This is a genomic window from Variovorax ureilyticus, assembly GCF_050632185.1.
Taxonomy (GTDB): domain Bacteria; phylum Pseudomonadota; class Gammaproteobacteria; order Burkholderiales; family Burkholderiaceae_C; genus Variovorax; species Variovorax ureilyticus_A.
In genome coordinates this window covers 783344-810330 of the sequence record NZ_CP192579.1, presented here as the reverse complement: position 1 = coordinate 810330, position 26987 = coordinate 783344, and the positions used below count along the sequence as shown (strand labels likewise).

20 protein-coding genes and 3 pseudogenes are annotated in these 26987 nt (G+C 67.9%); 3 read left to right on the top strand and 20 right to left on the bottom strand.

The annotated features are described in order from the left end of the window. Positions 1 to 24: 24 nt before the first annotated feature. The 12 genes and pseudogenes from ACQ858_RS03875 to ACQ858_RS03820 all read right to left on the bottom strand — a co-directional run bounded on the left by ACQ858_RS03875 (position 25) and on the right by ACQ858_RS03820 (position 13208). Positions 25 to 2541, bottom strand: a complete 2517-nt coding sequence (locus tag ACQ858_RS03875; RefSeq protein ID WP_431275492.1) for an ABC transporter permease — start codon at positions 2539 to 2541, stop codon at positions 25 to 27. Between the two features lie 54 nt (positions 2542 to 2595). Further along, on the bottom strand, positions 2596 to 3459 hold the full coding sequence (locus ACQ858_RS03870) for a formate dehydrogenase accessory sulfurtransferase FdhD (RefSeq protein WP_431275491.1): 864 nt from the start codon (positions 3457 to 3459) through the stop codon (positions 2596 to 2598). Next, positions 3395 to 3793: a hypothetical protein gene (locus ACQ858_RS03865; protein ID WP_431275490.1), complete on the bottom strand. Its 399-nt coding sequence runs from the start codon at positions 3791 to 3793 to the stop codon at positions 3395 to 3397. Before ACQ858_RS03865 ends, ACQ858_RS03870 begins: the two co-directional genes overlap by 65 nt. Continuing rightward, positions 3790 to 5001: a formate dehydrogenase subunit gamma gene (locus ACQ858_RS03860; RefSeq protein WP_431275489.1), complete on the bottom strand. Its 1212-nt coding sequence runs from the start codon at positions 4999 to 5001 to the stop codon at positions 3790 to 3792. Before ACQ858_RS03860 ends, ACQ858_RS03865 begins: the two co-directional genes overlap by 4 nt. A gap of 12 nt (positions 5002 to 5013) precedes the next feature. Continuing rightward, the gene (locus ACQ858_RS03855; RefSeq protein WP_431275488.1) at positions 5014 to 5265 is read right to left on the bottom strand and encodes a hypothetical protein; all 252 of its coding nucleotides are present in this window, start codon (positions 5263 to 5265) and stop codon (positions 5014 to 5016) included. Further along, complete coding sequence (gene fdh3B, locus ACQ858_RS03850; RefSeq protein ID WP_088955992.1) at positions 5262 to 5882, bottom strand: formate dehydrogenase FDH3 subunit beta; 621 nt, start codon at positions 5880 to 5882, stop codon at positions 5262 to 5264. Before fdh3B ends, ACQ858_RS03855 begins: the two co-directional genes overlap by 4 nt. A 99-nt stretch (positions 5883 to 5981) precedes the next feature. Then, positions 5982 to 8979: pseudogene (locus ACQ858_RS03845) on the bottom strand (formate dehydrogenase subunit alpha). 17 nt (positions 8980 to 8996) lie between these two features. Next, positions 8997 to 9223 (bottom strand): annotated as a pseudogene (locus ACQ858_RS03840) (formate dehydrogenase). Positions 9224 to 9346: 123 nt separating this feature from the next. Continuing rightward, a complete protein-coding gene (locus ACQ858_RS03835) occupies positions 9347 to 9961 on the bottom strand; it encodes a TorD/DmsD family molecular chaperone (RefSeq protein WP_431275487.1) in 615 nt (204 codons plus the stop codon). Next, positions 9958 to 12081, bottom strand: a complete 2124-nt coding sequence (locus ACQ858_RS03830; RefSeq protein ID WP_431275486.1) for a 4Fe-4S dicluster domain-containing protein — start codon at positions 12079 to 12081, stop codon at positions 9958 to 9960. The genes ACQ858_RS03835 and ACQ858_RS03830 overlap by 4 nt, the downstream gene beginning before the upstream one ends. Then, positions 12005 to 12628: a DUF3306 domain-containing protein gene (locus tag ACQ858_RS03825; RefSeq protein WP_431275485.1), complete on the bottom strand. Its 624-nt coding sequence runs from the start codon at positions 12626 to 12628 to the stop codon at positions 12005 to 12007. Before ACQ858_RS03825 ends, ACQ858_RS03830 begins: the two co-directional genes overlap by 77 nt. Then, positions 12621 to 13208, bottom strand: coding sequence for a DUF3305 domain-containing protein (locus ACQ858_RS03820; RefSeq protein WP_431275484.1), 588 nt, complete (start codon positions 13206 to 13208; stop codon positions 12621 to 12623). Before ACQ858_RS03820 ends, ACQ858_RS03825 begins: the two co-directional genes overlap by 8 nt. 202 nt (positions 13209 to 13410) lie before the next feature. Here ACQ858_RS03820 and ACQ858_RS03815 point away from each other — a divergent pair, with 202 nt between their 5' ends. Continuing rightward, positions 13411 to 13935, top strand: coding sequence for a hypothetical protein (locus ACQ858_RS03815; protein WP_431275483.1), 525 nt, complete (start codon positions 13411 to 13413; stop codon positions 13933 to 13935). Here the strand turns inward: ACQ858_RS03815 and ACQ858_RS03810 are convergent, their stop codons facing one another. From ACQ858_RS03810 to apbC, 7 genes and pseudogenes are all read right to left on the bottom strand, one after another. Next, positions 13936 to 14301, bottom strand: coding sequence for an FHA domain-containing protein (locus ACQ858_RS03810; RefSeq protein WP_431275482.1), 366 nt, complete (start codon positions 14299 to 14301; stop codon positions 13936 to 13938). A gap of 149 nt (positions 14302 to 14450) precedes the next feature. After that, a complete protein-coding gene (locus ACQ858_RS03805) occupies positions 14451 to 15353 on the bottom strand; it encodes a LysR family transcriptional regulator (protein WP_431275481.1) in 903 nt (300 codons plus the stop codon). Then, entirely contained in the window at positions 15335 to 18250 is a 2916-nt protein-coding gene (gene fdhF, locus ACQ858_RS03800; RefSeq protein ID WP_431275480.1) for a formate dehydrogenase subunit alpha, read from the bottom strand. Before fdhF ends, ACQ858_RS03805 begins: the two co-directional genes overlap by 19 nt. Next, positions 18247 to 20088 carry an NADH-ubiquinone oxidoreductase-F iron-sulfur binding region domain-containing protein gene (locus ACQ858_RS03795; RefSeq protein ID WP_431275479.1) on the bottom strand — a complete coding sequence of 614 codons (1842 nt, stop codon included), beginning with the start codon at positions 20086 to 20088 and terminating at the stop codon, positions 18247 to 18249. Before ACQ858_RS03795 ends, fdhF begins: the two co-directional genes overlap by 4 nt. A 42-nt stretch (positions 20089 to 20130) precedes the next feature. Continuing rightward, positions 20131 to 21825, bottom strand: coding sequence for an OFA family MFS transporter (locus ACQ858_RS03790; RefSeq protein WP_431275478.1), 1695 nt, complete (start codon positions 21823 to 21825; stop codon positions 20131 to 20133). 167 nt (positions 21826 to 21992) lie between these two features. Beyond that, positions 21993 to 22937 carry a LysR substrate-binding domain-containing protein gene (locus ACQ858_RS03785; RefSeq protein ID WP_431275477.1) on the bottom strand — a complete coding sequence of 315 codons (945 nt, stop codon included), beginning with the start codon at positions 22935 to 22937 and terminating at the stop codon, positions 21993 to 21995. A 16-nt stretch (positions 22938 to 22953) separates the two neighbouring features. After that, a pseudogene (apbC, locus tag ACQ858_RS03780) lies at positions 22954 to 24044 on the bottom strand (iron-sulfur cluster carrier protein ApbC). A gap of 157 nt (positions 24045 to 24201) precedes the next feature. On the opposite strand from apbC, the gene ACQ858_RS03775 reads away from it, so the two are divergent. Both ACQ858_RS03775 and ACQ858_RS03770 read left to right on the top strand, forming a co-directional pair. Then, positions 24202 to 25143: a CysB family HTH-type transcriptional regulator gene (locus tag ACQ858_RS03775; protein WP_431275476.1), complete on the top strand. Its 942-nt coding sequence runs from the start codon at positions 24202 to 24204 to the stop codon at positions 25141 to 25143. Positions 25144 to 25176: 33 nt separating this feature from the next. Further along, positions 25177 to 26442, top strand: a complete 1266-nt coding sequence (locus ACQ858_RS03770) for a patatin-like phospholipase family protein (RefSeq protein ID WP_431275475.1) — start codon at positions 25177 to 25179, stop codon at positions 26440 to 26442. Here the strand turns inward: ACQ858_RS03770 and ACQ858_RS03765 are convergent. Further along, positions 26417 to 26884, bottom strand: a complete 468-nt coding sequence (locus ACQ858_RS03765) for a GNAT family N-acetyltransferase (RefSeq protein WP_431275474.1) — start codon at positions 26882 to 26884, stop codon at positions 26417 to 26419. The two genes, ACQ858_RS03770 and ACQ858_RS03765, sit on opposite strands and share 26 nt — an antisense overlap. Positions 26885 to 26987 lie beyond the last annotated feature (103 nt).

Here is a 26987-nt window from a genome sequence, read left to right as displayed (position 1 = left end):
CTCCACCGCGCGTTCCCCGAGCCGCTATTCGGCCGCCTGGCGCAAGGTGGCGACCACCGGCCGCCGCAGCACTTCGCGCAAGCCCCACCAGCCGGCTGCCCACGCGAGCACCGCACCCGACAGCGCACCGGCGATCGGCACCAGCGGCGATGCGGTCCAGCTGAAATCGAACACGTAGCGCGCGAGTCCCCACCCGATCGCCGAAGCCACGATGCTCGCGAGAAAGCCCGCCAGCAACCCGACGCCCGCCAGCTCGGCACGCTGCACCTGCCGCAGCAGGCTGCCGCGCGCGCCGACCGCGCGCATCACCGCGAACTCGCGCGCGCGCTCCTCGCGGGTAGCGGTGACCGAGGCGAACAGCACCACCAGCCCGGCAGCGAGCGTGAAGCCGAAGAGGAACTCCACCGCGCGGATCACCTGGTCCAGCACGCGCTGCACCTGCCCGATGGTGGCGCTCATGTCGACGTTGGTGATGTTGGGATAGGTCCGCACGAGCGCGTTGTCGAAGCCCTTCACGTCCGGCGCACGGAACGCGCCCATGTAGGTGACCGGCACGTCGGCCAGTTCGGGCACGGTGTACATCACGAAGAAGTTGGCGTGCATCGAACCCCAGTCCACCTTGCGCAGCGAGGTGATGCGCGCGTCGTTCTGCAGGCCGCCAATGTCGAAGCGCAGCACGTCGCCGAGCTTCAGGCCGAGCGTTTCGGCCAGGCCCTCCTCCACGCTGACTTCGCCCGCCGCGCCTGGCGTCCACGTGCCGGCGGTGATCATGTTGTGCGGCGGCGCCTCGGCGCTGTTGCTGAGGTTGAATTCGCGATCGACCAGCCGCTTCGCGCGGTCGTCGGCGTAGTCGTCGGGCGAGACCGCGCGGCCGTTGACCGAGACCAGCCGGCCCCGAATCATCGGATACCAGTCGAACTTGCGCACGCCCGCGTCGCGCAGCGTCTTCTGGAACACCTCGCTCTGGTCCGGCATCACGTTGATGACGAAGCGGTTCGGCGCATCGGGCGGCGTGGCCTTGCGCCAGCTCGACACGAGGTCGGTGCGCAGCAGCACGAGAAGGATCAGCGCCAGCAGACCGACCGCCAGCGCGCTGACTTGCACCACCGCATAGGCAGGACGCGCCGAGATCTGCCGCGTGGCAAGCACCAGCCAGCGCGGCGCGGTCGTCTCGTTGACGCTGCGGCGCAGCACCCGCACGGCAAGCCAGCTCAGCAGCGCGAACACCGCCACCGCGCCCGCGAAGCCGCCGACCGCGATCAGCCCCAGCTTGAGGTCGCTGCTGGCGGCGACCAGCAAGGCCGCAAAGCCGGCCACGCCCAGCGCAAGCACCGCGATCGACGCCGGTTTCAGATTGCCGACGTCGCGGCGGATGACGCGCAGTGGCGGCACTCGCGCGAGCTGAAGCACCGGCGGCAGGCCGAAAGCGAAGAGCAGCGTGAGCCCGACGCCCAGACCGAAGGCCACCGGCCAGAGGGTCGGCGCGGGCAGCGAGTTCTCGACCAGCCCCGCCAACAGCATCACGAAGGCGTAGTGCACCCCGAAGCCGATCGCGACGCCGAGCACGCTGGCGATCACGCCGACGACCGCGAACTCGAAAGCATAGGCACCGGCAATGGTGCGCTGGCTCTGCCCGAGCACGCGCAGCATCGCGCAGTCGTCGAGATGGCGCGCCGCGAAGCCGCGCGCCGCCAGGGCGACCGCCACCGCCGACAGCAACGCAGCCAGCAGTGCGACCAAGTTCAGGAATTTCTCGGCGCGGTCCAGCGTCTGCCGCATCTCGGGGCGGCCGCTCTCGAAAGACTCGAGCCGCGCGCCGCGGATCTCGCCGCGCTTGAGCGTCTCGGTCGCCCAATCGCTGAATCGCGTCACCGCGGCGGGTTCGCCGGCCACCGCGAAACGGTAGCTCACGCGGCTCGCCGGCTGCACGAGGCCGGTGCGCGGCACGTCGGCCTGGTTGATCATCACGCGCGGCGCGAAGCTCATGAAGCCGGCGCCGCGGTCGGGCTCCAGCGTGATCACGCGCGCGATGCGCAGGCCCGCGTCGCCGAGCAGCAGCGTGTCGCCGACCTGCAGGCCCAGCGCTTCGAGCAGCGAGCCGTCGACCCAGGTGTCGCCGGGCGCCGGTATGTCGTGCGTCGGCTGGCCCGGCGAGGTGGTGTCGCTGCTGACCAGCAGGCTGCCGCGCAGCGGATAGCCGGCGGTGACGGCCTTGAGCGCCACCAGCTTGGTCGCGCCGCCCTGCGCATCGCTCGCCCGCGCCATGGTCGGGAAGCCGTAGTTCGAGGTGGTTTCGAGCCCCAGCGCACGCGCACGGTCGATGAAGGCGGCAGGCGTCGGGTTGTCGCTGGCAAGCACCGCGTCGCCACCGAGCAACTGGCGCGCATCGCGCTGGAGACCGCCCTTGAGGCGGTCGGCGAAGAACCCGACGGCGGTCAGCGCCGCGACGGCGAGCAGCACGGCCACGATGAGCAGCCGGAGTTCGCCCGCGCGCAGGTCGCGCCAGAGCGTGCGCCAGCCAAGGCGGAGGGAAGCGTTCATGGACGAAACGATAGCCGAGCGGCCAACGCCCGCCAAACTGAAGGATTTAGGCGCTCAGGCCGCCGCGGGCTGCCGCGCACCGGCCAGTTGCGGCTGGAGTTCCAGCCGGTCGGCGCCCGCAAAGCAGAGGAAGCGCCGGTTGGTCGCGCGGCCGATGGCGCACAGGCCGACGCGGCCGGCGACCTCGTGCCCCATCTGGGTGATGCCGCTGCGCGAAACCACGATCGCGACCCCCATCTGCGCCGACTTGATGATCATCTCGCTGGTCAGCCGGCCGGTCGTGTAGAACACCCGCGCGCCACCGAGCTCGTTCGCGGGCTGCATCGCGATCCAGCCGGCAATGGTGTCGATCGCGTTGTGGCGGCCCACGTCCTCCACGAAACAGCGCATGCGCACGCCCTCGCCGCCTTCGTCGAGCGTGAACAGCGCGCAGCCGTGCACCGACCCGGCCGACTTGTAGGTGCTCTCCTGGACGCGGATGGTGTTGACCAGCGCATAGAGCTGCGCCTGCGTGATGCGCGTGTCGGGCAGGCGCAGGCGCTCGATGCCGGCCATCAGTTCGCCGAAGACACTGCCCTGCCCGCAGCCGGTGGTCACGACCTTCTTGGCGGTGCGCTCCTCGATGCGGTCGATGCCAGTGTGCGTGCGCACCGCCGCGCCGCCGACGTCCCAGTCGACGGTGATCGACTCGACGTCCGAGGCCGATTCGATGAGCCGCTGGTTCAGCAGGTAGCCCAGCACGAGCAGTTCGGGCTCGGCGCCGAGCGTCATCAGCGTGACGAGTTCGCGCCGATCGACGTAGACCGTGAGATCCCGTTCGGCGGGGATGGAGACAGTGCCGCGCTCGCCGTGCTCATCGACGATTTCGACCTCGCGCGTGAGCGGCGCCCGGGCCCTCGTCAGGCGCGGGAGTGTCACTGCTTGGGCGCGGGGGCGCCTCGGCCGAAGGCTTCGCCTCCTCGGGCGCAGCGAAAGCGAACGGGCCAGGGTCGGCGCAAGGCGGCGTCGGCGTCGGGGTGGGCACCGGCTTGCCGGCGGCGACCAGCCCGTCGCGAACATGGGCCACCACGCGCTCCTGCGCCGGGCAGAGCTGGAAGGTATCGACCTTCGCCGACCAGGCCGCCTTTTGCGTTGCTTCGGCGGCCTTGAGCTTGGCGTCGGGCGTGGCGGCCGGCGCGGGCAACTTGGCGAAGGCAGCCGGCGCAGCGAACAGGGCCGCCAACAGGCCGCAGAGGATCAGCGACTTCTTCATGAGGGACTCCCTTCGACGCGGGCGCCGGCGACCGGTGCGTGGGCGGCAGCGCGGGCCTCGGCACTGCGCTCGGCCGGGATCTTGCCGGCAGCGATGTCGTCGTACCAGAGTTCGTGATGCTCCTTGGCCCAGGTTTCATCGACGTAGCCTTCGCGCATCGCAGCGTACGCGCCGCGCATGCCCAGCGTGCCGAGGTAGATGTGGCCCATGATCAGCGCGATCATGAGCAGCGTCGCGGTCGCATGGATCATGTGGGCGATCTGCATTTCGCCGCGCGTGTAGACGAAGCCCGGAAGCAGCTTGTCGAGGAAGAGCCCGGACCCGATCACGAAGCTGCCGAGCAGGAGCACGCCACCCCAGAACACGACCTTCTCGCCGGCATTGAAGCGGTGCGAGCGCGGCTCCCTGCCGCCGAACAGCCCGCCGCCGCGGCGGACCCATTCCATGTCGTAGCCGTGCGGCAGGTTGTCTCGGAAGAAGGTCACGATCATGAAGAGCGTGGTCAGGACGAACAGCGGGCCGACGAAGTTGTGCACCGTCTTGAGCACGTAGGTCAGCCAGCCGAAAAGCGCACCGCCGAGGATCGGCAAGAGGAAGAACTTGCCGAAGGCCATCACCATGCCCGAGATCGCGAGCACGATGAAGGCGATCGCGTTCGACCAGTGCGTCGCACGCTCGAAGGGCGTGAAGCGTTCGATTTTGTGGCCGGTCTCCCTTTCATGCAGGTCGATCGTTCCGCGCGTGAAGTAGTAGATCGTCACCGCGAGCAGCGTCACGAAAAGCAGTGCTGCGCCGTAGGGAATGATCAGGTTGTTGCGCGCCTGGCGCCAGGCTTCCCCGGCGTTGGTGTAGTGCGAGCCGGGGTACGTCACGAAGCGCTGGATCAGGTTTCCGGCCTCCGGCGCCTGCTCGACCGGCAGGCTGCTGACGCCGGTGACGCCACCGCTCACCTGCCGCCACATCGGGGCGTTGTTACCGGGCTGGACACGCTGGCGCTCGCCGTTGGTCTGGTCGAGGTAGCCGGGATCCTGGCTCGCATCGGGCTTGACCTCGAAGATGTTCTGGCTGCGGATGCCGCTGTCGGCCTGGGCCGGCGCAGCGGGCGCCGCTGCCGGCGCGGCGGTCGTGGCCGGCGCCTGCGTCTGCGCGCCGGCGAGGCCGCAACCCAGCACCGCGGCGACGACCAGCGCGTTAAGCACGTGTCTCATACGGCCTCCGCTTCAGTTGATCCGCGTGTATTCGTTCTGGCTGAACTGCATGCGCGCTTTGAGATGCTGTTCCCAGGAGTTACGGTCGCCGGGCTGCCAGCCGCTCGCCGTGAAGGCCGTGCCGGTGTTCGGTTGCGCCCCGCTGCCAGTCCACGGCGGCGCGTCGAACCGCACGCCGTGCTGGTTGGTCTGAGGCCTTTCGCCGCAGGCGCCGACGAGCAGCGCGACGGCGAGGAAAACGACAGTCGAAAGTGCGCGCTTCACTTGGTGCCTCCGTTCGTCGGCGTGCCGGCCTGGCGCGAACCGTAGGCCGTGCCCCAGCCCCAGACTTCCGCCCCCTTGCCGCGCTGGACCACGCGCGTGCGGAAGATGTCCGCCACGACATCGCCGTCGCCCGCGAGCAGGGCCTTGGTCGAGCACATTTCGGCGCAGGCGGGCAGCTTGCCTTCCGCGAGGCGGTTGCGGCCGTATTTCTCGAACTCGGCCTCGGAGCCGTTGGCTTCGGGACCGCCGGCGCAGAAGGTGCACTTGTCCATCTTGCCGCGCGCACCGAAGGTGCCTTGCGACGGGAACTGCGGTGCGCCGAACGGGCAGGCGTAGGAACAGTAGCCGCAGCCGATGCAGACGTCCTTGTCGTGCAGCACCACGCCTTCCTCGGTGCGATAGAAGCACTGGACCGGGCACACCGCCATGCAAGGCGCGTCGGAGCAGTGCATGCATGCGACGGAGATCGAGCGCTCGCCCGGCACGCCGTCATTGAGCGTGACGACGCGGCGGCGGTTCACGCCCCACGGCACTTCGTTTTCGTTCTTGCACGCGGTGACGCAACCGTTGCATTCGATGCAGCGCTCGGAGTCGCAGATGAATTTCATTCGGGCCATGTCATGCCTCCTGCCGAGCCGCCTCAAAGGAGGCATGCGCCCCCTCGGGGGGCAGCGAATACATCAAATGATGAGCGTGGGGGTTCATGTTCTTCTCCTTCACGCTCTCTCGACGTTGCAGATCGTCGTCTTGGTCTCTTGCATCATGGTCACGCTGTCGTAGCCATAAGTGGTCGAGGTGTTGATCGCCTCGCCGCGCACGATCGGGTGCGCACCCTCCGGGTAGTAGGCCAGCAGGTCTGCGCCCTGCCAGTGCCCCGAGAAGTGGAAAGGCAGGAACACCGTATCGGGCCCGACGCGCTCCGTCACCAGGGCCTGCACGTTCAGGCGCGCGCCGGTCGGGGTCATCACCCAGGCGCGCTCGCCGTTTCTAATGCCCTTCTCGGCCGCGACCTTCGGGTTGATCTCGATGAACATCTGCTGCTGCAGTTCGGCGAGCCACGGGTTGGAGCGGGTTTCCTCGCCGCCGCCCTCGTACTCGACCAGACGCCCCGAAGTCATGATGTAGGGGAACTTCTCCGAGATCTTGTCCGCGATGTTGCGCTGCTGCACGGTCTTGTAGAGCGTCGGCAGGCGCCAGAAGGCCATCTTGTCGTCGTGGGTCGGGTACTTCGCGGCGAGGTCCGGCCGGGTGCCGTAGAGCGGCTCGCGATGCTGCGGGATCGCATCCGGGAAGTTCCACACCGTCGCACGCGCCTTGGCATTGCCGAAGGGATGGCAGCCATGGTTCTTCATGAACACGCGGATCATGCCGCCGGAGTTGTCGGTCTTCCAGTTCTTGCCGTCGGCCTTGGCTTTCTCGTCGGCGGTGAGTTCGTCCCACCAGCCGAGCCGCTTGAGCAGCAGGTGATCGAGCTCAGGGTAGCCGGTGGTGATGGCCGCACCCAGCGAATGCGAACCGTCCTCGGCGAGCAGGTTCTTGCCGTTGCGCTCCACGCCGAAGTTCGCGCGAAAGTTGCCGCCGCCGTCCATCACGTGCTTGGAGGTGTCGTAGAGGTTCGGCGAGCCGGGGTGCTTGAGCTCCGGCGTGCCGTAGCAGGGCCACGGCAGGCCGTAGTAGTCGCCCGCGATGTCGTAGCCGTTGACCTTGTCCTTGACCGAAGCCTTGGCCCTGAGCGTGACCACGTCGAAGGCCGCCATGTTGCGCATGTGCGCCTGAAGGCGCTCCGGGCTCTGGCCGGTGTAGCCGATGGACCAGCAGTTCTTGTTGATCTCGCGCAGGATGTCGTCGGGCAAGGGCTCATCCATGCCCTTGACCTTCTGCATCCTGTAGTTCTTGGTCAGTTCCTTGCCGAAGCCGAGGCGGTCGGCGAACTGCTGCATGATCATGTGGTCGCTGCGGCTCTCCCAGAGCGGCTCGATGACCTTCTCGCGCCATTGCAGCGAGCGGTTCGATGCGGTGCACGACCCGCTGGTCTCGAACTGCGTGCAGGCCGGCAGCAGGTACACGGCGCGGTTGGGGTTGAGGTCCTCCGGCTTGCCCGGCATCGCCGCCATCGCCGCCGTCGCGGACGGATACGGGTCGATCACGACCAGCAGGTCGAGCTTGTCCATGGCCCGCTTCATTTCGAGGCCGCGCGTCTGCGAGTTCGGCGCATGGCCCCAGTAGACGACGCCGCGCAGGTTCGAGTCCTGGTCGATCAGCTCGTTCTTCTCGAGCACGCCGTCGATCCAGCGCGACACGGTGATGCCCGGCTTGGTCATCATCGCAGGCGAGGCGTAGCGGCTCTTGATCCACTCGTAGTCGACGCCCCAGCTCGCCGCGAAGTGCTTCCACGAGCCTTCGGTGAGGCCGTAGTAGCCGGGCAGCGAATCCGGGTTCGGGCCGACGTCGGTGGCACCCTGCACGTTGTCGTGGCCGCGGAAGATGTTGGTGCCGCCGCCCGAGGTGCCCACGTTGCCGAGCGCGAGCTGCAGGATGCACGAGGCGCGCACGATGGCGTTGCCGATCGTGTGCTGGGTCTGGCCCATGCACCAGACGACGGTGCCCGGACGGTTCTCGTGGAGCCAGGTCGCGACCTTGAGGACCTGCGCCTCCTTGACGCCGCAAGCCTCCTCGACCTTGTCGGGCGTCCACTTGGCGAGCACTTCGGCGCGCACTTCGTCCATGCCGAAGACGCGATCGTTGATGTATTTCTTGTCTTCCCAACCGTTCTTGAAGATGTGGTGCAGGATGCCGAACAGGAACGGAATGTCGGAGCCCGAGCGGATGCGCACGTACTCGTCGGCCTTGGCGGCCGTGCGGGTGAAGCGCGGGTCGACCACGATCATCTTGCAGCCGTGCTCCTTGGCGTGGAGCATGTGCAGCATGCTGACCGGATGCGCCTCGGCCGCGTTGGAGCCGATGTACATCGCGACCTTGGCGTTGCGCATGTCGTTGTACGAATTGGTCATGGCGCCGTAGCCCCATGTATTCGCAACGCCCGCGACGGTGGTGGAGTGGCAGATCCGCGCCTGGTGGTCGCAGTTGTTGCTGCCGAAGAAGCTCACGAACTTGCGCAGCAGGTAAGACTGCTCGTTGCTGTGCTTGCTGGAGCCGATCCAGTAGATCGAGTCGGGGCCGCTGGCCTTGCTGAGCTCCTTGAGCACTGGCGGTGATCTCGTCGAGCGCCGTGTCCCAGCTGATGCGCTGGTATTTGCCGTTCACCAGCTTCATGGGGTAGCGCAGGCGGTATTCGCCATGGCCGTGCTCCCGCAGCGCCGCGCCCTTGGCGCAATGCGCGCCGAGGTTGATCGGCGAGTCGAACACCGGCTCCTGGCGCACCCAGACGCCGTTTTCGACCACGGCATCCGAAGCGCAGCCCACCGAGCAGTGCGAACACACCGTGCGTCGGACTTCGACCTTGCCGGCACCGATCGCGGTGGGCTGGCCGTCGGCCGCCTTGGCTTTGCGGATCAGCGTGAGCTGGCCCGCCGCCAAGCCGACGCCGACCCCCAATCCGGAGCGGCGCAGGAACGCGCGCCGGTCCATGGTCGGCAAGGCATTGGAAAGTCCGCGCCGAAGGCTGTGCACGAACGGCGACGCGGGGTTCGAGGCAATCGCGGGCGTCGCAGCGCCGTCACGCGACGCGCCGCCTGCTTTCTTGGTCAATAGCATGGGGTTCACCTCCGTCGTCAGGCAGACGCGGTCTTGTAGTAGCGCTTGACGTGCTCGCTCAGCGTATAGCCGCCCCCCTTTTCGGGCGCGGGCTTGGGCTCGGGCGCGGCGCCGGAGGCATCGGGCACCTCGGCGACCTTGGGCAGCACCGTGACGGCCGCTGCGGCTGCGCCGACCGTGGCGGCGCCGAAAAGAATCCCCGACGGGAAGCCGGCCGTGGGCCGGAAGCTTGGCTGTCCTGCATGACGAACTCCAGGATTGGCTGACGCACCAGTCAGATATGAAACAAGTTACATAAGTTCGAATAGTAGTCGAGACCCTGATGCCGCGGGTCTGGGATTCCCTCCGAGATTTCCCCCGTTCTCGGTCAGAGCATGTCGAAGCCCTGGGCCTCGACCTCGCCGAAGGCGCGCGTGAGCGCCGCCAGCGCGGCGTAGAAACGGGCCTTCGGGTGCCGCGACACGGCATCGCACATGGCCGCAAGCCAGGGCTGGATGTGGGCCGAGAAGAACGCCCGTTGATGGGTCAGGTTGGCCACCTCGACGTCCTCGCCCGCGATCAGATAGCGCATCACCTCGAACAGGAAGGCGATGTGGTCCTCGGTTTCGGGCACGGTCTCCTCGCGCGCGAGGCCGAGCCGGTCGAGGTCGTTGCGCAGCTTGGCCAGCGGCTTGTCGTTGAGGAAGCCGCTCAGGTAGTGCGAGCCGAACAGAAAGACCTCCGGCTTGCCGATGCCACCGAAGAGCGCGTCGTATTCGTCGCCGAGCGCGGCGGCATCCATGCCACGCCCGACACCCACGAGGTGCCGCCACGGTTCCTCGAGAAAGGCGCCGGCCGCCGGGGCCTCGGTCGGCGCGACCTGGAAGGCTTCGAGCAACTCGGCATCCGGTGCCGCATACCAGAGCCGCGCGAGCAGCCCGTAGAGTTCCGCGCGCGCGATTTCTTCGTCGAGGGCCGAGGTCGCAGGGAAGGTCTGGCTCATTGTTGCGTGATCCTGGTGATCTTGATTTCGTCCTGCGCGCTGTACAGGTCGATGACCCGGCAGTCGCTGCACATCTTGAGGCGATCCAGCGCCTCGCCCTGGAACATCGCGTGGCCAGCCAGCTTGACCAGCATCGCCTCGATGGCCTTCTGCGTGCCGAAGGGCTTCCCGCAGCGGATGCAGGCCCACGGCCCGGCCTCGTTGAGCACCGTCGGCTGCTTGCGCGCGGGCGAGGCCAGCAGGCGCGGCATGAGATCGATCGCATCTTCCGGGCATGTGGTTGCGCAAAGCCCGCACTGGACGCAGTTCTTCTCGATGAACCGCAGCTGCGGCGATTCCCTGTTGTCCTGGAGCGCGCTCGCCGGGCAGGCGCCGACGCAGGCGAGGCACAGAGTGCACTTGTCCTTGTCGACCGTGATGGCGCCAAAGGGTGCGCCTTCGGGCAACGGGACCGCCAGCGGCACATCGGCCGGCGTCTTCAACGCGGGCGACTCCTCCATCAGGTGATCGAGCGCCAGTTCGAGTGTGCTGCGCTTTTCCGCACCGACCGCGAAGCGCGCGGCCTTGGACGGCACGATTTGCCGGGTCTCGCGCAAACCGGCCAGCGCGATGTCGAGCGCCGCCGGCGATGCCGCTTCGATGAGCCTGAAATGCGTGCCGGTGTAGCCGAGGCCGTGCAGAAGCGCCTGTGCGATCTCCGCCTGCTTCTTCAGCGCCGCGACATATTGCGGCGCTTCTTCGCCGGTCGCCAGCACGCACACCTGCGACGCGCCGAACGCGACCGCACTCAGCCAGAGATCGATGCCCGTGCTGGCTGCATGGTGGAGCGCCACCGGGATCACGTTCGCAGGAACGCCGTGCGCCTTGCGAAGCTGCGCCGCCCGGCCGAGCTGCTCGACCAGCGCGCGCCCGCCCTCCTCGCTATGCAGCAGCAGCGCCGCATCGCGTCCGCCGGCGGCGGCGTAGGTCGCGAGCAGCGTGCGCAGCTTGAGGCCCTGGTCCGGGGTGCGCGGATAGGTGTAGCCGAGCGCGCCGGTCGGGCACACCGTCGTGCAGGCGCCGCAGCCGACACAGAGGTTCGGGTTGACGACGATGCGCTGGCGCTCCTTGTCGCTCTCCACCGCGTGGGCCGAGCACACCTCGATGCAGGCGTTGCAGCCGACGACTTCGTTGCGGCTGTGTGCGCAGAGCTTCTGCCTGTAGTCGAAGAATTTCGGCTTCTCGAATTCGCCGACCAGCTCGCGCAGCCGCATCAAGGTCTGCGCGGCCTTCGGATGCGCCATGCCGCCCGGAAGGTGGAAGTAGCCTTGCGGCGGCGCATGCCAATCGATGAGCGGCGCCGCGCCCAGATCGAGCACGAGGTCGAAGGCGGCGTCCTGAGGCTCCGGCGCGCGATCGAACCGGATCGCGCCGGCCACGGAGCAGGCGCGCTCGCAGTCGCGGTGCGACGTGCACTTCGCGGTGTCGATCTGGTAGTCGAGCCCGATGGCCTGCTCGGGGCAGGCGCTCACGCAGGCATTGCAGCGCGTGCACAGGTCAAGGTCGATCGGGTTGCCCTGCGTCCACTGCAGCTCGAACGCGCCGAGCCACCCGGCGAGCGCATCGATGCGTCCTGCGATCACGGGCCAGCGCCGCTCCTGCGCGCCGCCGGCGACGCCGGGCCCGCGCGACAAGATCGTGACCTCGAGCGCATCGGCCACCAGCGCAGCGGCCTGCTCGGCTTCGTCGAGGGCCCCGACGATCAGCAGCCGGCCCTGGCTGGCATAGCCCACGGTCGAAACCGGATCGGGCTCGGGCAGCCCCGCGGCCGCCAGCAGCGCGGCGATCTTCGGCATCGCGCTCTTCGCGTCGCGGCTCCAGCCGCCGGTCTCGCGGATGTTCACGAAGCGGATCGGGGAGGTCGCTTCGGGCGTCTGCTGCGCCAGCGCGCCGAAGAGTCTCTTTTCCTGCGTGCACGCGACCACGACGTCGTCACCGGACTGGATCGCCCGCTGGAACGAGGGCGCTTCGCGACGGCAAAGTGCCGAATGCAGTGGGAGGGATTCAGTCAGCGCGGCCCCGAGCGCCTTCGGCTCGAGGGGCATCGTCTGGTTGCAGTCGCAGATCAGCGTCGTGGTCATCAGTCTTTTGGCTGGCAGGTTGCGCATCGGCCACCGGCGGGCAGGGAAGATCCCCGGAATGTTCGGACTTTGCCACGGCGTCCAATCCATCACCCTTGGGAGTTTCTTCGGGGTGCAAAGGGTCTTCGTCGAAGAGCTTCAGAAACTTCGCGCTGACCATCTGGCGCAAGACGCCCTCGGGCAGCGGCGAGGCCTTGGAGTAGTCGTCGATGTAGGTGTCCAGGCCATCCATCACGTTGAAGTGCGGATCGGAGAAGAGTTTCCTGAAGGCGGCGTTGCGCACCTCGGGCGCCACGTCCTGCGCCACGAAGGGCCGGAAGTCCGAGTCCATGGGCAGGGCCCTCACGTCGTCCAGCGTGAGCGGCGGCGCTTCGGCGGCTTCGGCGGACGACCGATCGGCGGGGATTGCGGGCTCGCCCGGCGACGGCGGCGCCGGCCGGTCCGACTCGCGTGGTGCCGCTTGCGGCGCCCGGGGCTCGTCCGGCATCTCCCCGCTGCGCGCCTGCTGCTTGCGGCGCGACCACCGGTCGAAGAAGCCTTCAGACATCGCCGGCTCCCCGGCCGCGCGGCTTTTCGGTGGACACGCTCGCGGCGTTGCCGAAGCGGTCGGTCAGCGAACGGAAGCTCTCCGGGCGCTTGCGGCGCTTGGGCTCGATCACATAGTGCTCATCGACGAAGGCGCGCAGCCACGCCACGACCTCCGCGGGCGCCGGTACCTGCTCGACGGTTTCCTGCGCGTCGAGCCACCGTCCGGCTTCGTCATAGCTGAGGGTCACGACCACCGGACGCGGGATCGGCTCGGCGGCCACCGTGGCCTCCTCGTCCATCCGCCAGAGCACGAACCAGCAGGGGGCGGGCGACGAGGCGTTCAGGTGATAGCCCTCGGCCTCGTCGCGGAACAGTTCGACCTTGAAGCCCGGGTGCAGCCAGCGCTGCACCTCTTCGCCGTCGCGCAAGAGACGCGGCTCACGGCCGAAGCCCGGTTCGTCGGGCACCACGTCGTCGAGCGTCCAGCGCCACGGCTGCCAGTGGCTCGACGGCCCGTGCAGGCGCTCACGCCGCATCACGACCGCGACGTCGAGGGGCGACTCGTGGCCGCCCGGGGGTTGAATTTCGGATTGCGCCATGCGGCGGACGATAGCCGATGCGCCGGAAACGACAGGCGATCGCGGGAATCGGGCCGCCGAGGGTAACAAAGTAGTACATCCTGTAGTACTTTTGTGACAAATTCGGCAATACACCAGAAACCTAAGTTCTCATTTTTTGGAAAACGGGGTGCTATGCGGTTCAATAGAGCCATTCACACAAAGTAACAAGAAGGTTCTGCTCATGAGCTACTACGACTGCGATTTCGCCCCCGGCGCCCTCGAGGTGACGGTGTCGGACCTGCTCATCGCCACGCCGACCTACTGCGATCCGCTGATCGATCCGGGCGTCCATCAGGTGCTGAAGCTGCTGCGCGAGCAACAGGGCATGGACGCCGCCTTCGTCTGCGAGGTGGTCGACGGCCAGCGCGTGACGCACCGCCCGCAGGCCCTGCAGCGCGCCCAGTTCATCGACGAGCAGGCGGAGCCGCTGGAAATGGCCTTCTGCCGGCAGGTGCTCAACGCCCGCGTGCCGGCCGGCTGCTACCTCAGCGCCCCCGTGGTGGTGAATGGCGGGATCTACGGCACCCTGTATTCGTTCAGCTTCAATCCCGATCCGGCCGTCGAGGCGCGCGATCTCAAGAAGCTGGAAATGGCCGCGCAGCTGGCGGCCCGGTTGATCAGCGAGCGCCGTCCGCGGACCGCAGCGCCCGTCACGCAAAACGCCGTGGCGCCCGTGCAGCACCGCGCCGAAGCGCGCGCCGCCTGATCAGCGAACGGGAACGAGCTGGAGGAACTCGCCCGGCGCCGGCATCAGCCGCAGCGCATCGACCGGCACCTCGACCCGCCTGTTGCACAGGAAGCGAAGCTGGCAGTCGCCGACGAGGATCACGTCGCCATTGCTCAGTTCGTGCGCGCGGACTCTCTCGCGATTCACGTAGGTGCCGTTGCGGCTGCCCATGTCCGTGAGGATGTAGTGCTCGCCGGTCCACTGGATGGCGGCGTGGTGGCGGCTCACCCGGTCGCTGTCGATGCACACGTTGTTGGAATGCGAGCGCCCGATGGTGGTGATCGGGCCCGCGAGGTTGACCTGCCGCACGCTGCCGTGCCGGGCCAGGATGATCAGTCTTGCCATGCCAGTTCCTGTAATTCGTTTGACTTGCATCGAAGCTTAGGACGGCAAGTCCAAACCGAAAGACAGAAACAGAAGGCTTAATCCCGCGCATTTCGAAACGCGTGGGTCAGTCAAGAGCATTACTTCACGAACGCCGTCCACACGCCGGCTTAGCGCGCGCCCTTGTTCTGCCGCTTGAAGCTCATTTCGAGGAAGTCGAGGAACGCCCGCAGCGCCGCGCTGTTGTGGCGCCGCTGGAGGTAGGCGGCCGAGAGCCACATGTCGCTGCGCGTGTAGGCCTGCAGCGCCGGCACCAGCTCGCCGTGGTCCACGTGCGGCTGCACCAGCATCTCGGGCAGGTAGATCACGCCGAAGCCCTGCATCGCGACCTGGATGAGCGGTGCGGCCTCGGTCGCATCCATGCGCGACTTCACCGCCACGTCGAAGGGCTTGCCGTCGACCTCGAAGCGCCACTGCGGGTGCGGGCCCAGGCGCGAGTGCGTGAGCGCGTCGTGGGTGGCGAGCTCGCTCGGATGCGTGGGCTTGCCGTGCTTCTTCCAGTACAGCGGCGAGGCACACACCACGAGGCTGCGGCGGGCGAGCTTGCGCACGATCAGGTTCTCGTCCTCGATCGGCCCGAAGTGCAGCGACAGGTCGATGCCCTCCTCGGCCATGTCGATGCTGCGGTTGGTCAGGTGCAGGCTGATGCCGACGTCAGGGTAGTGGCCCATGAAATCGCCGATCAGCTTCGGCAGGTCGCCTTGCCCCGCGCCGAGCGGCGCCGACAGGCGCAGGCGGCCCGTCGGCCGGCTCGCGTGCTCCTGCACTTCGGCCTGGGTGTCCTCGAACATCTCCATCATCGGCTTGCTGCGGTCGAGCAGCAGCGCGCCGGCATCGGTGAGGCTCACCGCACGCGTGGAGCGGTTGAGCAGCCGCACACCGAGCCGCGATTCGAGCTCGGCGATGTACTTGCTGACAGTGGCCTTGGAGACGTCGAGCTTGCTCGCGGCCCGGGAAAAACTGCCGTACGAAGCGACTTCGCGAAAGGTTCTGATCAGTTCGAGGCTGTCCATGACTGGGGTGGATTGTCCCCCGTCGCGCCGGTTCCGTAACCCGCTGCCGGCACCGGCACGCCGCCGCGCTCGATCTTCACCGCGCAGTACTTGAACTCCGGAATCTTGCCGAAGGGGTCGAGCGCCGCGTTGGTCATCAGGTTCGCCGCCGCCTCGTAGTACGCGAAGGGCACGAACACCGCGCCATGCGGCGTGCCGTCGTCGCGGCGCACATGGATCGCGACTTCGCCACGCCGCGAGCGGATGGTGATCACGTCACCGGCCTGAAGGCCCATCGCGTCCAGGTCGGCCTGGTTCATCGACGCGGTCGCCATCGGCTCCAGGGCATCGAGCACCGTGGCACGGCGCGTCATGCTGCCGGTGTGCCAGTGTTCGAGCTGGCGGCCGGTGATGAGCACGCAGGGGTAGTCCGCATCGGGCCGCTCGGCGGCCGGGATGATGTCGGCCGGCACCAGCTTCACGCGGCCGTCGGCGGTCGGGAACCTGTCCACGAAGACGATCGGCTGGCCCGGGTCGTCCTCGGAGAGGCACGGATAGGTCACGCTCGATTCGCGCTGCAGCCGCTCCCAGCTGATGCCGCTGATCGCCGCATGCATCGCCTGCCGCATCTCCTCGTAGACCGCCGCGACGCCGGATTCGGGGCCCTCGTAGTTCCAGGGCAGGCCCATGCGATTCGCCAGCTGCTGGATGATCCAGAGATCGGGTTTCGCATCGCCCGGCGGATCGAGCGCCCGCTTGCCGAGCTGCACCATGCGATCCGTGTTGCTCACGGTGCCGGTCTTCTCGGGCCAGGCGCTCGCGGGCAGCACCACGTCGGCGAGCCACGCGGTTTCGGTCATGAAGATGTCCTGCACCACCAGGTGCGCGAGGCTCGCGAGTGCGTGGCGCGCGTGGTTCAGGTCGGGGTCGCTCATGGCCGGGTTCTCGCCCATGATGTACATGCCGCGCACCTTGTGGGGATCGTCGTCGGGTGCGAGCGCCTTGTGCATGATCTCCACCACGGTGTAGCCCGGCTTGTCGTCCAGCGGCACGCCCCAGAAGTTCTCGAACCACGCATGCGCGCCCGCGTTGTCGACGCGCTGGTAGTTGGGGAACATCATCGGGATCAGCCCCGCGTCGCTCGCGCCCTGCACGTTGTTCTGGCCGCGCAGCGGGTGCAGGCCCGAGCCCGGCTTGCCGATCTGGCCGGTGACGGTGACCAGCGCGATCAGGCAGCGCGCGTTGTCGGTGCCGTGCACATGCTGGCTCACGCCCATGCCCCAGAGGATCATTGCGCCCTTGGCGGTCGCGAAGGCGCGCGCCACCTCGCGCAGGGTCTCGGCCGGGATGCCGCAGATCGGCGCCATCGCCTCCGGGCTGTAGCCCTTCACGTTCTCGCGCAACGCCTCGAAATTGCTGGCGCGATCGCGGATGAAGGCCTGGTCGACCAGCCCTTCGTCGATCACCGCATGGATGAGCGCATTGAGCATCGCGACGTCGGTGTCGGGCTTGAACTGCAGCGTGCGCCACGCATGCTTGCTGATGTCGGTGCGGCGCGGATCGGCCAGCACGATCTTCGCGCCGCGCCTGGCCGCGTTCTTCATCCAGGTGGCGGCCACCGGATGGTTCGCGGTCGGGTTGGAGCCGATCACCATGATCAGGTCCGCGTGTTCGACGTCGTTGACCTGGTTGCTCACCGCGCCGGAGCCCACGCCTTCGAGCAAGGCCGCCACGCTCGATGCATGGCACAGCCGCGTGCAGTGGTCGACGTTGTTGCTGCCGAAACCGGTACGCACCAGCTTCTGGAACAGATAGGCCTCCTCGTTGCTGCCCTTGGCGGAGCCGAACCCGGCCAGCGCCTTGCGGCCATGCGTGTCCCGCAGGTCCTTGAGCTTGCCGGCCGCGAGCGCCAGCGCCTCGTCCCAGCTTGCCTCGCGGAAGGCCTCGCTCCAGTCGCCGGGGCGGGGTGCGTCGTCGAAGGTCTTGGGCACGCCGGGCTTGCGGATCAGCGGTTTGGTGAGGCGCTGCGGATGGTGCGCGTAGTCGAAGCCGAAGCGGCCCTTCACGCACAGCCGGCTGTGGTTGGCCGGGCCGTCGCGGCCGTCGACGCTGACGATCCGGGCCGGGACGGCCCCTGTCGGGTCCGGGTCCTTGACGTTGTAGGTGATCAGGCAGCCCACGCCGCAGAACGGGCATACCGAATCGACCTTGCGATCCACCTTCTGCGAACCGATGTGGCTCTTGGGCATCAGCGCACCCGTCGGGCAGGCCTGCACGCATTCGCCGCAGGCCACGCAGGTGCTGTCGCCCATCGGGTCGTCCAAGTCGAAGACGATCTTCGAGTCCTGCCCGCGCAGCGCATAGCCGATCACGTCATTGACCTGCTCCTCGCGGCAGGCGCGCACGCAGCGGTTGCACTGGATGCAGGCATCGAGATTCACCGCCATCGCCGGGTGCGACACATCGGGTGCAGGCTGTTCGCGGCGCAGCGCCTTCAGCTCGGGCCGGACCGCGACATCGAGTTTGGCGGCCCATTCGCTGAGCTCGCCGTGCTGCCGGGTGGCGTCGTCGCCGATCCACTTGTAGCCCGCGTCGGGCATGTCCGAGAGCAGCATCTCGACGACCATCTTCTGGCTCTTCATCGCGCGCTCGCTGGTGGCTTGCACTTCCATGCCGGCCGCGACGGTGCGGCAGCAGCTCGGCGCGAGCGTGCGTTCGCCCTTCACCTCGACCACGCAGGCACGGCAGTTGCCGTCGGGGCGCAGGCCCTCCTTGAAGCACAGATGCGGGATGTCGACCCCGTGGCGCTTCGCGGCCGTGAGGATGGTCTCGCCCTCGAAGGCCTCCACGGTCTTTCCGTCGAGCTGGAACTCGACCGTCTGCGGCAGCAGTTCGGCGATCTTGGCAGGCGCGTTCATCCGGCGACCTCCTGGGGAAAGTACTTCTGGATGCAGCGGATCGGATTGGGCGCAGCCTGCCCCAATCCGCAGATGGAGGCATCACCCATGACCTGCGCGAGGTCTTCAAGCGTGGCGTTGTCCCACACCGGCGCCTCCATCAGCGCCGCCGCCTTCGCAGTGCCGACACGGCACGGCGTGCATTGGCCGCAGCTCTCGTGCGCGAAGAAACGCATCACGTTGAGCGCGGCGTCGCGCGCGCGGTCATGCTGGCTGAGCACCATCACCGCCGCGGATCCGATGAAGCAGCCGTGCGGCTGCAACGTGTCGAAGTCCAGCGGGATGTCGTTCATGCGCGCGGGCAGGATGCCGCCCGACGCGCCGCCCGGCAGGTAGGCGTAGAGCGTGTGGCCCTCCTGCATGCCGCCGCAGTATTCGTCGATCAGCTCCTGCACCGTGATGCCTGCCGGCGCCAGCTTGACGCCGGGCGACTTGACGCGCCCGCTCACGCTGAAGCTGCGCAGCCCCTTGCGGCCATGGCGGCCGAAGGCGCTGAACCATTGCGGTCCCTTCTGCACGATGTCGCGCACCCAGTAGAGCGTCTCGAAGTTGTGCTCCAGCGTCGGCCGGCCGAACAGGCCCACCTGGGCGATGTAGGGCGGACGCATGCGCGGTTCGCCGCGCTTGCCTTCGATGCTTTCGATCATCGCGGACTCTTCGCCGCAGATGTAGGCGCCCGCGCCGCGTCGCAGTTCGATGTGCGGCAGCGGGCAAGGCGGATCGGCCCGCAGCCCGGCGAGTTCCGCCTCGAGGAGTTCGCGGCAGTCGTGGTATTCGTCGCGAAGGTAGAGATAGCAGGCGTCGATGCCGACGATGCGCGCGGCAACCAGCACGCCTTCGAGGAGGCGATGCGGATCGCGCTCGAGGTAGACCCGGTCCTTGAAGGTGCCGGGTTCGCCCTCGTCGATGTTCACCGCCATGAGCTTCGGCGCCGGCTGGTCGCGCACGATGCGCCACTTGCGCCCGGTCGGGAATCCCGCGCCGCCCAAGCCGCGCAGGCCCGAGTTCTCCATCGCGCGGATGACCGTCTCCGCTTCCTTCTCGTTGCCGACCAGGGCCGCGGCGAGCTGGTAGCCGCCCTGCTCACGGTAGGTGGCGTAGTCCGTATAGGCCGGGTGCACTTCGATCTGACCCGAAAGCGGCGAGACGCTTCGCTGCGCCAGCTCGGCGGGCTCGAAGCGCGCAACAGACCTCCTGGCAGGCGGCCCGGCCTGAAGCGATTCGCCGGAAAGAACGGTGGCCAGCACCTTCTCCGCGGTCGCGCACGGCACTGCCCGCTGGTGCACCGCCACCGCAGGCGCCTGCTCGCAGCGGCCGATGCAGGGCGCGGAGATCACCCGCACGTCGTCGCGTCCGGCCTGCCCCAGCAGCGCGGGCAGCCGCGCGAGCAGATCCTTCGCACCGGCCATCTCGCACGAGAGGCTCTCGCACACGCGCACCGTGAGGCCCGGCGCGTCCTCGCCGCCACGCACGATCTCGAAGTGGTGATAGAAGCTCGCGACCTCGAACACCTCCGCCATCGGGAGGTTCATGAGCTTCGCGAGCGCGACCAGATGGTGGTCGCGCAGGCAACCGTGCGTGTCGTTGATCCTGTGCAGGTACTCGATCAGCAGATCGCGCGGATAGCCGTCGGCGGCTGTACCGGGCGGCGGGCCGATCAGCTCGCGCACCTGCTCCAGCGAGGCTTCCTCGGGCTGTCGGCCCTTGAGCTTGCTTTTTCGCCGGATGCGCTCCCGCAACTGGTCGGGCGTTGCGACCGCGACTTCCCTGATTCTTTTTTCGGTGCCTGTGTCATTCATTTGGCTTGGCGCCCGGCGTGGGCCGGGCGCCTGTCTCTCACGTCAATTGAAGAATTTCGCAGCGGCCACCAGTGTGCGATAGACGCCCCAGGCCAGCGGGACGCCGACTGCCAGCCAGGCCAGCGCCACCACGGCGGGGCTGGCCGCACCGCTGCCGCCCGACGAAGCCGAGCCCGCCTCGGCCGCGAGGGCCTTTTCGTGCGCGAGCCTCTTCTCGTGGGCCAGCTCTGCATCGCTCATGAAGTGCTTGTCCGCCACCGGGCGCACCAGCAGATTGCAGATCAGCCCGATCACGAGCATGCCGACCAGGATGTACATGGTCTGGTTGTAGACCTGCTCGCGCGGAATGCCAAGCCCGAGCTGGTATTCGCGCATGTAGTTCACCACCACCGGGCCCAGGATGCCCGCCGTCGCCCATGCGGTCAGCAGCCGGCCGTGGATGGCGCCCACCATCTGCGTGCCGAACAGGTCGGCCAGGTAGGCCGGCACCGTCGAAAAGCCGCCGCCGTACATCGACAGGATGATGCAGAACGCACCGACGAACAGCAGCTTGCTGCCCGCGCCGGCGGACGAGGGGATGCTCCAGTACAGCAATCCGCCGAGCACGAAGAACACCGTGTAGGTGAGCTTGCGGCCCAGCTTGTCCGACAGGCTCGCCCAGAAGAAGCGCCCGCCGATGTTGAACAGAGACAAGAGTGCCGCGAAGCCGCCCGCCACCGTGGCGATGGATGCGAGCTGCGTCTTGTCGAGTTCTCCGAACTTCTTGGCCACGCCGATCAGGTTGCCGCCGAAAACCTCCTGCAGCATCGGGCTGGCCATGCCGATCACGCCGATGCCGGCGCTCACGTTCATGGTGAGCACCATCCACACGAGCCAGAACTGCGGGATGCCCCACACCTTCTTCACGTGCACATGGCGCTGCGTGATCATCGCGTTATGGGTCTGCGCGGGCGACGGGGTCCAGCCCTCGGGCTTCCACCCGGTCGCCGGCACGCGGTAGCCGAGCGCGCCGCCCATCATGAACACGAAGTAGACCAGCGCCATCACGACGAAGGTCTGCATCACGCCGACGTCCGTGGGGCTGGAGAAAGCCTTCATCAGGTCCACCGCGAGCGGCGAGCCGATCATCGCGCCGCCGCCGAAGCCCATGATCGCCATGCCGGTCGCCATGCCGCGCCGGTCGGGGAACCACTTGATGAGCGTGCTCACCGGCGAGATGTAGCCGAGCCCGAGCCCGATGCCGCCGATCACGCCGGAGCCGACGATCATCATCCAGAACTGATGCAGGTGAATGCCCAGTGCCGAGAGCAGCATGCCGCCGCACCAGCACACGGCCGACACCACGCCGGCCTTGCGCGGACCCGCGCGTTCGAGCCAGCCGCCCCACAGCGCCGCGGCGCAGCCGAGGAAGACGAAGAACAACGTGTACATCCAGCCCAGCGTGGCGATGCGCCAGTCGCAGCCGGTGGCGAAAAGCTCGGCGAAGAAGCCCATGTCGCTCGGACAGGCCTTGGCGCCGGTCCCGGCGGTGGACAGCGACTTCGACAGCGGCAACCAGAACACCGAAAAGCCATAGGCCATGCCGATGCAGAGATGGATCGCCAATGCGGCCGGCGGGACCAGCCAGCGGTTGAAGCCCGGCCCCGCGATGATCCGTTCCTTGTCAAGAAAGCCCGGCTCCGGCACAGCCACGCCGATGCCGTTACCGCCGAGGACGCCTGCAGTTGAACCTGTCATTCGATTTGTCTCCTGTTATGGTCGTGAGCGCCCTCTGTGGGGCCCGCGGAGTGTCATTGGGCCTGTTACAAATCGTCAAATAGATTCAATACATAGGGCGATTCAATAAATAAATGGACGTGACAAAGCCGGCCTCGGGGGCCGGCCTGACCAGGTTCAGCCGGGCATCAGGCGCCCAGCGCGCCGCTGTGCTGCTCGACCTGCTCGCGCCACTGTGGCGTCTGCAAGAGCGCCAGCGCCGCCTCCAGCGCACGCGAAGGCCGCACGCCCTGCTGCGTCATGAAGCCGATGGGCGTCTTCACATGGGGCTCGACGAGCGGCAGCGCTTCGAGCTCGCGATGGTTGCGCACCGCCGCGACCATCGCGCCCGGCAGCACGCTGCAGACATTGCCTGCGACCACGCCGAGCACCAGCGTCAGCACCGAGTTCGTCTCGATGGCCGGCGCCACCGTGTTTCCGCTCGCACGGAAAGCCTGGTCGATGATGTCGCGGTTGTGCATGTCCGGCGTGAGCAGGCACAGCGGCAACTCGGCCACCTCGGCCCAGGTGGTCGGCTTGCCGATGCGCAGCATGTCCGCCGCCGGCCGCCCGGCGCGGCGCAGCAGGAAATAGTGCTCGACGGTCTGCGGCCGGGCATCGAGCTTCACGTCCCGAAGGTGCATGCGCTCGATGTAGCCCAGCGCCAGATCGAGCGAAAGGGTTTCGAGGCCGGTCTCGAGCTGCTGCGAGCTCATCGTGAGCACCGACGGCACGATGCCCGGATGCCGCTGCTGCAGCATCGCCGCAAAGCGCGCCAGCACCGGGATGGCCGTGGGCACCGCCGCCATGCGCAGGTGGCCGCAGGGCTTGCCCTCCTCGCTGCGCAGCTCCTGCTGCAGCACCTCGCTTTCGCGCAGCATGCGCTGCGCGGTCGCCAGCACGAGTTCGCCTTCGTGCGTGAGCCCGACGTAGGTGCGGCCTCGCCGCACGATCACCACGCCGTATTCGGCCTCCAGCGCGCGCAGCGCATTCGACAGCGCCGGCTGCGTGATGTGGCAGGCCTGCGCGGCGCGGCCGAAGTGGCGATGCTCGTCGAGCGCGACGAGGTAGCGCATCGAGGCGAGCAGGTTCATGCGAGCGCTGCCGGCCTCAGGTGTTCTTGCTGATCGTGATCGTCGGGAACTTGGCCGAGAAGTCCTTGGCCTTCTCGGCGATGCCCACCGCGACCCGTCGCGCGACCGCCTTGTAGAGGCCGGCCACCTCGCCGTCGGGGTCGGCCACCACCGTCGGCTTGCCGCTGTCGGCCTGCAGCCGGATATTGATGTCCAGCGGCAGCGCGCCGAGGTACTCCATCTTGTACTGCTCGGCCATCTTCTTGCCGCCTTCGGCACCGAAGATGTGCTCGACATGGCCGCAGTTCGAGCACACGTGCACCGCCATGTTCTCGACGATGCCGAGGATCGGCACGCCGACCTTCTCGAACATCTTGATGCCCTTCTTCGCGTCGAGCAGCGCGATGTCCTGCGGCGTGGTAACGATCACCGCGCCCGTCATCGGCACACGCTGCGAGAGCGTGAGCTGGATGTCGCCGGTGCCGGGCGGCATGTCGACGATGAGGTAGTCGAGGTCCTTCCAGTTGGTCTGGCGCAGGAGCTGTTCCAGCGCCTGCGTGGCCATCGGGCCGCGCCAGATCATGGCTTCGTCCTGGTCGACGAGGAAGCCGATCGACATGACCTGCACGCCGTGGTTTTCCAGCGGCTCCATGGTCTTGCCGTCCTCGCTTTCGGGGCGGCGGTCAATGCCGAGCATCATCGGCTGGCTCGGACCGTAGATGTCGGCATCGAGGAGCCCCACCTTCGCGCCCTCGGCAGCGAGTGCCAGCGCGAGATTGGCCGCGGTGGTGCTCTTGCCGACGCCCCCTTGCCCGATGCGACCGCGATGATGTTCTTCACGTTGGGCATCAGCTGCACGCCGCGCTGAACCGCATGGCTGATCACTCTCGTGGTCACGTTGACCGAGACGTTCTCCACGCCCGGCACCGCCTTCGCGGCCGCCACGAGTGCCTTGCGGATCCCGGGCACCTGGCTCTTGGCCGGGTAGCCGAGCTCGATGTCGAAGGCGACGTCGCCACCGTGGATCTGGACGTTCTTCAACGCCTTGGTGCTGACGAAATCCTTGCCGGTGTTGGGGTCCTGGACCGCCTGGAGCGCGCTTGCGAGCGCTTCTTGTGTAACTGCCATCTGGGTAACTCCTGAATGGCGGCTAGTCTAGTGCGACGGCGCCAGGCGCCCCGGCCGCGCGGCGCTTGCCCATGGAGGCCAAAGATCATTTCGCCATTTGGAACCAACGATTCGTTCGTTCTCGATCGGCTCGCCGCTGCGGACAATGAAAACCGCCATGAATTTCCAACAACTGCGCTCGGTGCGCGAGGCCGTGCGCTGCGGCTTCAACCTGACCGAAGTCGCGCATCAGCTTCACACCTCCCAGCCCGGCGTGAGCCGGCAGATCCGCGAGCTCGAGGAAGAGCTGGGCATCGAGCTCTTCGTGCGCGCCGGCAAGCGCCTCACCGGGCTCACCGAGCCCGGCGGCCATGTCCTGCCGATCATCGAGCGCATGCTGATGGAAAGCTCGAACCTGAAGCTCGCGGGCCAGGAGTTCGTCGCGCGGCAGACCGGGCTGCTCTCGATCGCGGCCACGCACTCCCAGGCGCGCTACGCGCTGCCGGTGGCGGTGCAGGATTTCCGGGCGCAGTTTCCCGACGTGAAGCTGCATCTGCACCAGGGCTCGCCGAAGCAGATCGCACAGATGCTGCTCGACGGCGAGGTCGACGTCGGCATCGCGACCGAGGCGCTCGGCGACTACCCGCAGCTCGTCGCGCTGCCGTGCTACCGCTGGACGCACTCGGTGGTGGTGCCGCAGGGACATGCGCTGCTCGACGAACCGCTGACGCTGGAGGCACTCGCGAAGCATCCGCTGATCACCTACGACACCGGTTTCACCGGACGTACGCGCATCGACAAGGCCTTCGAGGAACGCGGCCTCGCGCCCCATATCGTGCTGACCGCGATGGACGCGGACGTCATCAAGACCTACGCGCAACTGGGCATGGGCGTGGGCATCGTCGCCGGCATCGCCTACGAGGCCGAGCGCGACACGCAATTGCAGGCACTCGACGCGGGCGCGCTGTTCGGCATCCACCTGACCAAGCTCGCGGTGCGGCGCGGAAGCTATCTGCGCGGCTATGTGCATACCTTCATCGAATCGTTTGCGCCGACGCTGTCGCGCGAGGTGGTGGAAAAGGCGCTGGCGGACGATCCCGCCACCCAGATCGAATCCTGATCCGCCGAGACGGGGTACGCTTGCGCCCAGCGCATGCCTTCCGTCCCGAACGATCCACCCAGCGCCGAAACCTCGCCGACCGGTCTGGTCCTGACCGGCGGCGGTGCGCGCGCGGCCTACCAGGTCGGCGTGCTGCAGGCGATCGGCAGGCTGCGGCGCAGCGCCGGCGAGCGGCCGCGCAGCAATCCCTTCCAGATCATCACCGGCACCTCGGCGGGCGCGATCAATGCCGCGGCACTCGCCTGCGGGGCCGACGACTTCGAGGCCACGGTGCGGATGATCGGGCGCGCCTGGTCCGGCCTCGGGCCCGGCCAGGTCTACCGCGCCGACGCGCTGAGCGTGGTGCGCAGCGACGCGCCGTGGGCCCGCCTGCTTTCGGCGGGCTGGCTGATCGCCAGATGGCGGCGCAGCGGCCTGCGCTCGCTGCTCGACAACTCACCGCTGCGCCAGCTGCTGGAGCAGATGGTGCCGCTGGATCGGCTGGACGATCTGATGGCGAAGGGCCATCTCGATGCCCTGGCGGTAACCGCATCGAGCTACGGGTCGGGCGAGCACGTGACCTTCTATCAGGCCGGCCCGCACCAGCAACCGTGGGTCCGGTCCAAGCGCATGGCGGTGCCTGTGCGCATCACCTACGACCATCTGCTCGCTTCGTCGGCCATTCCATTCGTGTTCCCGGCGAGGGCGCTCGACATGGGCGCGCACGTGGAGTACTTCGGCGACGGGTCGATGCGGCAGTCCGCGCCGCTGTCGGCGGCCATCCACCTGGGCGCGCGGCGCGTCCTCGCGATCGGCTCCGGCCGCATCCAGGAGCCGCAGGAGGCGCTGGCGCCGAATGCGCTCAGCGGCTATCCGTCGCTGGCGCAGATCGCCGGCCATACGCTCTCGAGCATCTTCCTGGATTCGCTGACCGCGGACGTCGAACGCCTGCGCCGCATCAACCAGACCCTGTCGCTGATCCCGCTCGAAGCGCGCGCACGTACCGCGCTGCGGCACGTCGAGCTGTTGCTGATCGCGCCATCGCAGCGCGTGGACCTCATCGCCGCGCGGCACGCACACGCGCTGCCCCCGGCCGTGCGCAGCCTGCTCGGCGAGCCCTCGATGCCGCGTGCCGCCGAAGAGCTCAAGGGCGCAGCGCTCGCGAGCTACCTGCTGTTCGAGAAAGCCTTCACGCGCGAGCTGATCGCGCTCGGGCGGTCGGATGCGATGGAGCAGCGCCACGCGATCCGCAGGTTCTTCGGCTGGAAGCGCAACGAAGCCTTGCCGGACGGCCTCAGGGCGCCATGCCGAGACGCTTGACCATCCGCACCGCGTCCTCGACGTCCTCGTAGTAGCCCGGGCTGGACGCATATTCCGTGAAGCCGTGCCGCCGATAGAAGGCCTTGGCCGTCGCGTTGCCGATCCGCGCCTCGAGCCGAATCGCGCGCATGCCCGCCACGGCGGCGGTGGTTTCGAGCCATGCCAGGAGTGCGGAACCCACGCCCGAGCGTCGTTGCTGGGCGCGCACGGCGAAGAGCGCGATGTGCGCCTCGTCGTCCCCGTACTGCATGATCCCGAATCCGAGGAGCATGCCGTCCCGCCGCGCCACGGCCACGTTGGTCTCCTCGCTGCGGATGGCGCGCAATACGCGGCGTTCGGTCCAGCGCCACGAAAGACCCCGCTCGATGCTGTCGCGGGACAGCTCCGCGATCGCCCCGGCATCGGCCGCCCGGGCAAGGGTGATTTCGTAGGCGGTGATCACGTCGGAACTCCGGTTGGCGGGACGACTATAGCCCCGGCACCTAAAATGCGTGTCCTCCCGCTGGCCCCGGCGGCTGCCGCCGCCCCTCGAGCCAGCACGTTTT

Bases quoted from the DNA above. Each gene is read 5' to 3' on its own strand.
- ACQ858_RS03875 (WP_431275492.1), bottom strand. From the start codon at position 2,541: ATGAACGCTTCCCTCCGCCTTGGCTGGCGCACGCTCTGGCGCGACCTG.
- ACQ858_RS03865 (WP_431275490.1), bottom strand. From the start codon at position 3,793: ATGAAGAAGTCGCTGATCCTCTGCGGCCTGTTGGCGGCCCTGTTCGCT.
- ACQ858_RS03860 (WP_431275489.1), bottom strand. From the start codon at position 5,001: ATGAGACACGTGCTTAACGCGCTGGTCGTCGCCGCGGTGCTGGGTTGC.
- fdh3B (WP_088955992.1), bottom strand. From the start codon at position 5,882: ATGGCCCGAATGAAATTCATCTGCGACTCCGAGCGCTGCATCGAATGC.
- ACQ858_RS03835 (WP_431275487.1), bottom strand. From the start codon at position 9,961: ATGAGCCAGACCTTCCCTGCGACCTCGGCCCTCGACGAAGAAATCGCG.
- ACQ858_RS03830 (WP_431275486.1), bottom strand. From the start codon at position 12,081: ATGACCACGACGCTGATCTGCGACTGCAACCAGACGATGCCCCTCGAG.
- ACQ858_RS03825 (WP_431275485.1), bottom strand. From the start codon at position 12,628: ATGTCTGAAGGCTTCTTCGACCGGTGGTCGCGCCGCAAGCAGCAGGCG.
- ACQ858_RS03820 (WP_431275484.1), bottom strand. From the start codon at position 13,208: ATGGCGCAATCCGAAATTCAACCCCCGGGCGGCCACGAGTCGCCCCTC.
- ACQ858_RS03815 (WP_431275483.1), top strand. From the start codon at position 13,411: ATGAGCTACTACGACTGCGATTTCGCCCCCGGCGCCCTCGAGGTGACG.
- ACQ858_RS03810 (WP_431275482.1), bottom strand. From the start codon at position 14,301: ATGGCAAGACTGATCATCCTGGCCCGGCACGGCAGCGTGCGGCAGGTC.
- ACQ858_RS03805 (WP_431275481.1), bottom strand. From the start codon at position 15,353: ATGGACAGCCTCGAACTGATCAGAACCTTTCGCGAAGTCGCTTCGTAC.
- fdhF (WP_431275480.1), bottom strand. From the start codon at position 18,250: ATGAACGCGCCTGCCAAGATCGCCGAACTGCTGCCGCAGACGGTCGAG.
- ACQ858_RS03795 (WP_431275479.1), bottom strand. From the start codon at position 20,088: ATGAATGACACAGGCACCGAAAAAAGAATCAGGGAAGTCGCGGTCGCA.
- ACQ858_RS03790 (WP_431275478.1), bottom strand. From the start codon at position 21,825: ATGACAGGTTCAACTGCAGGCGTCCTCGGCGGTAACGGCATCGGCGTG.
- ACQ858_RS03785 (WP_431275477.1), bottom strand. From the start codon at position 22,937: ATGAACCTGCTCGCCTCGATGCGCTACCTCGTCGCGCTCGACGAGCAT.
- ACQ858_RS03775 (WP_431275476.1), top strand. From the start codon at position 24,202: ATGAATTTCCAACAACTGCGCTCGGTGCGCGAGGCCGTGCGCTGCGGC.
- ACQ858_RS03770 (WP_431275475.1), top strand. From the start codon at position 25,177: ATGCCTTCCGTCCCGAACGATCCACCCAGCGCCGAAACCTCGCCGACC.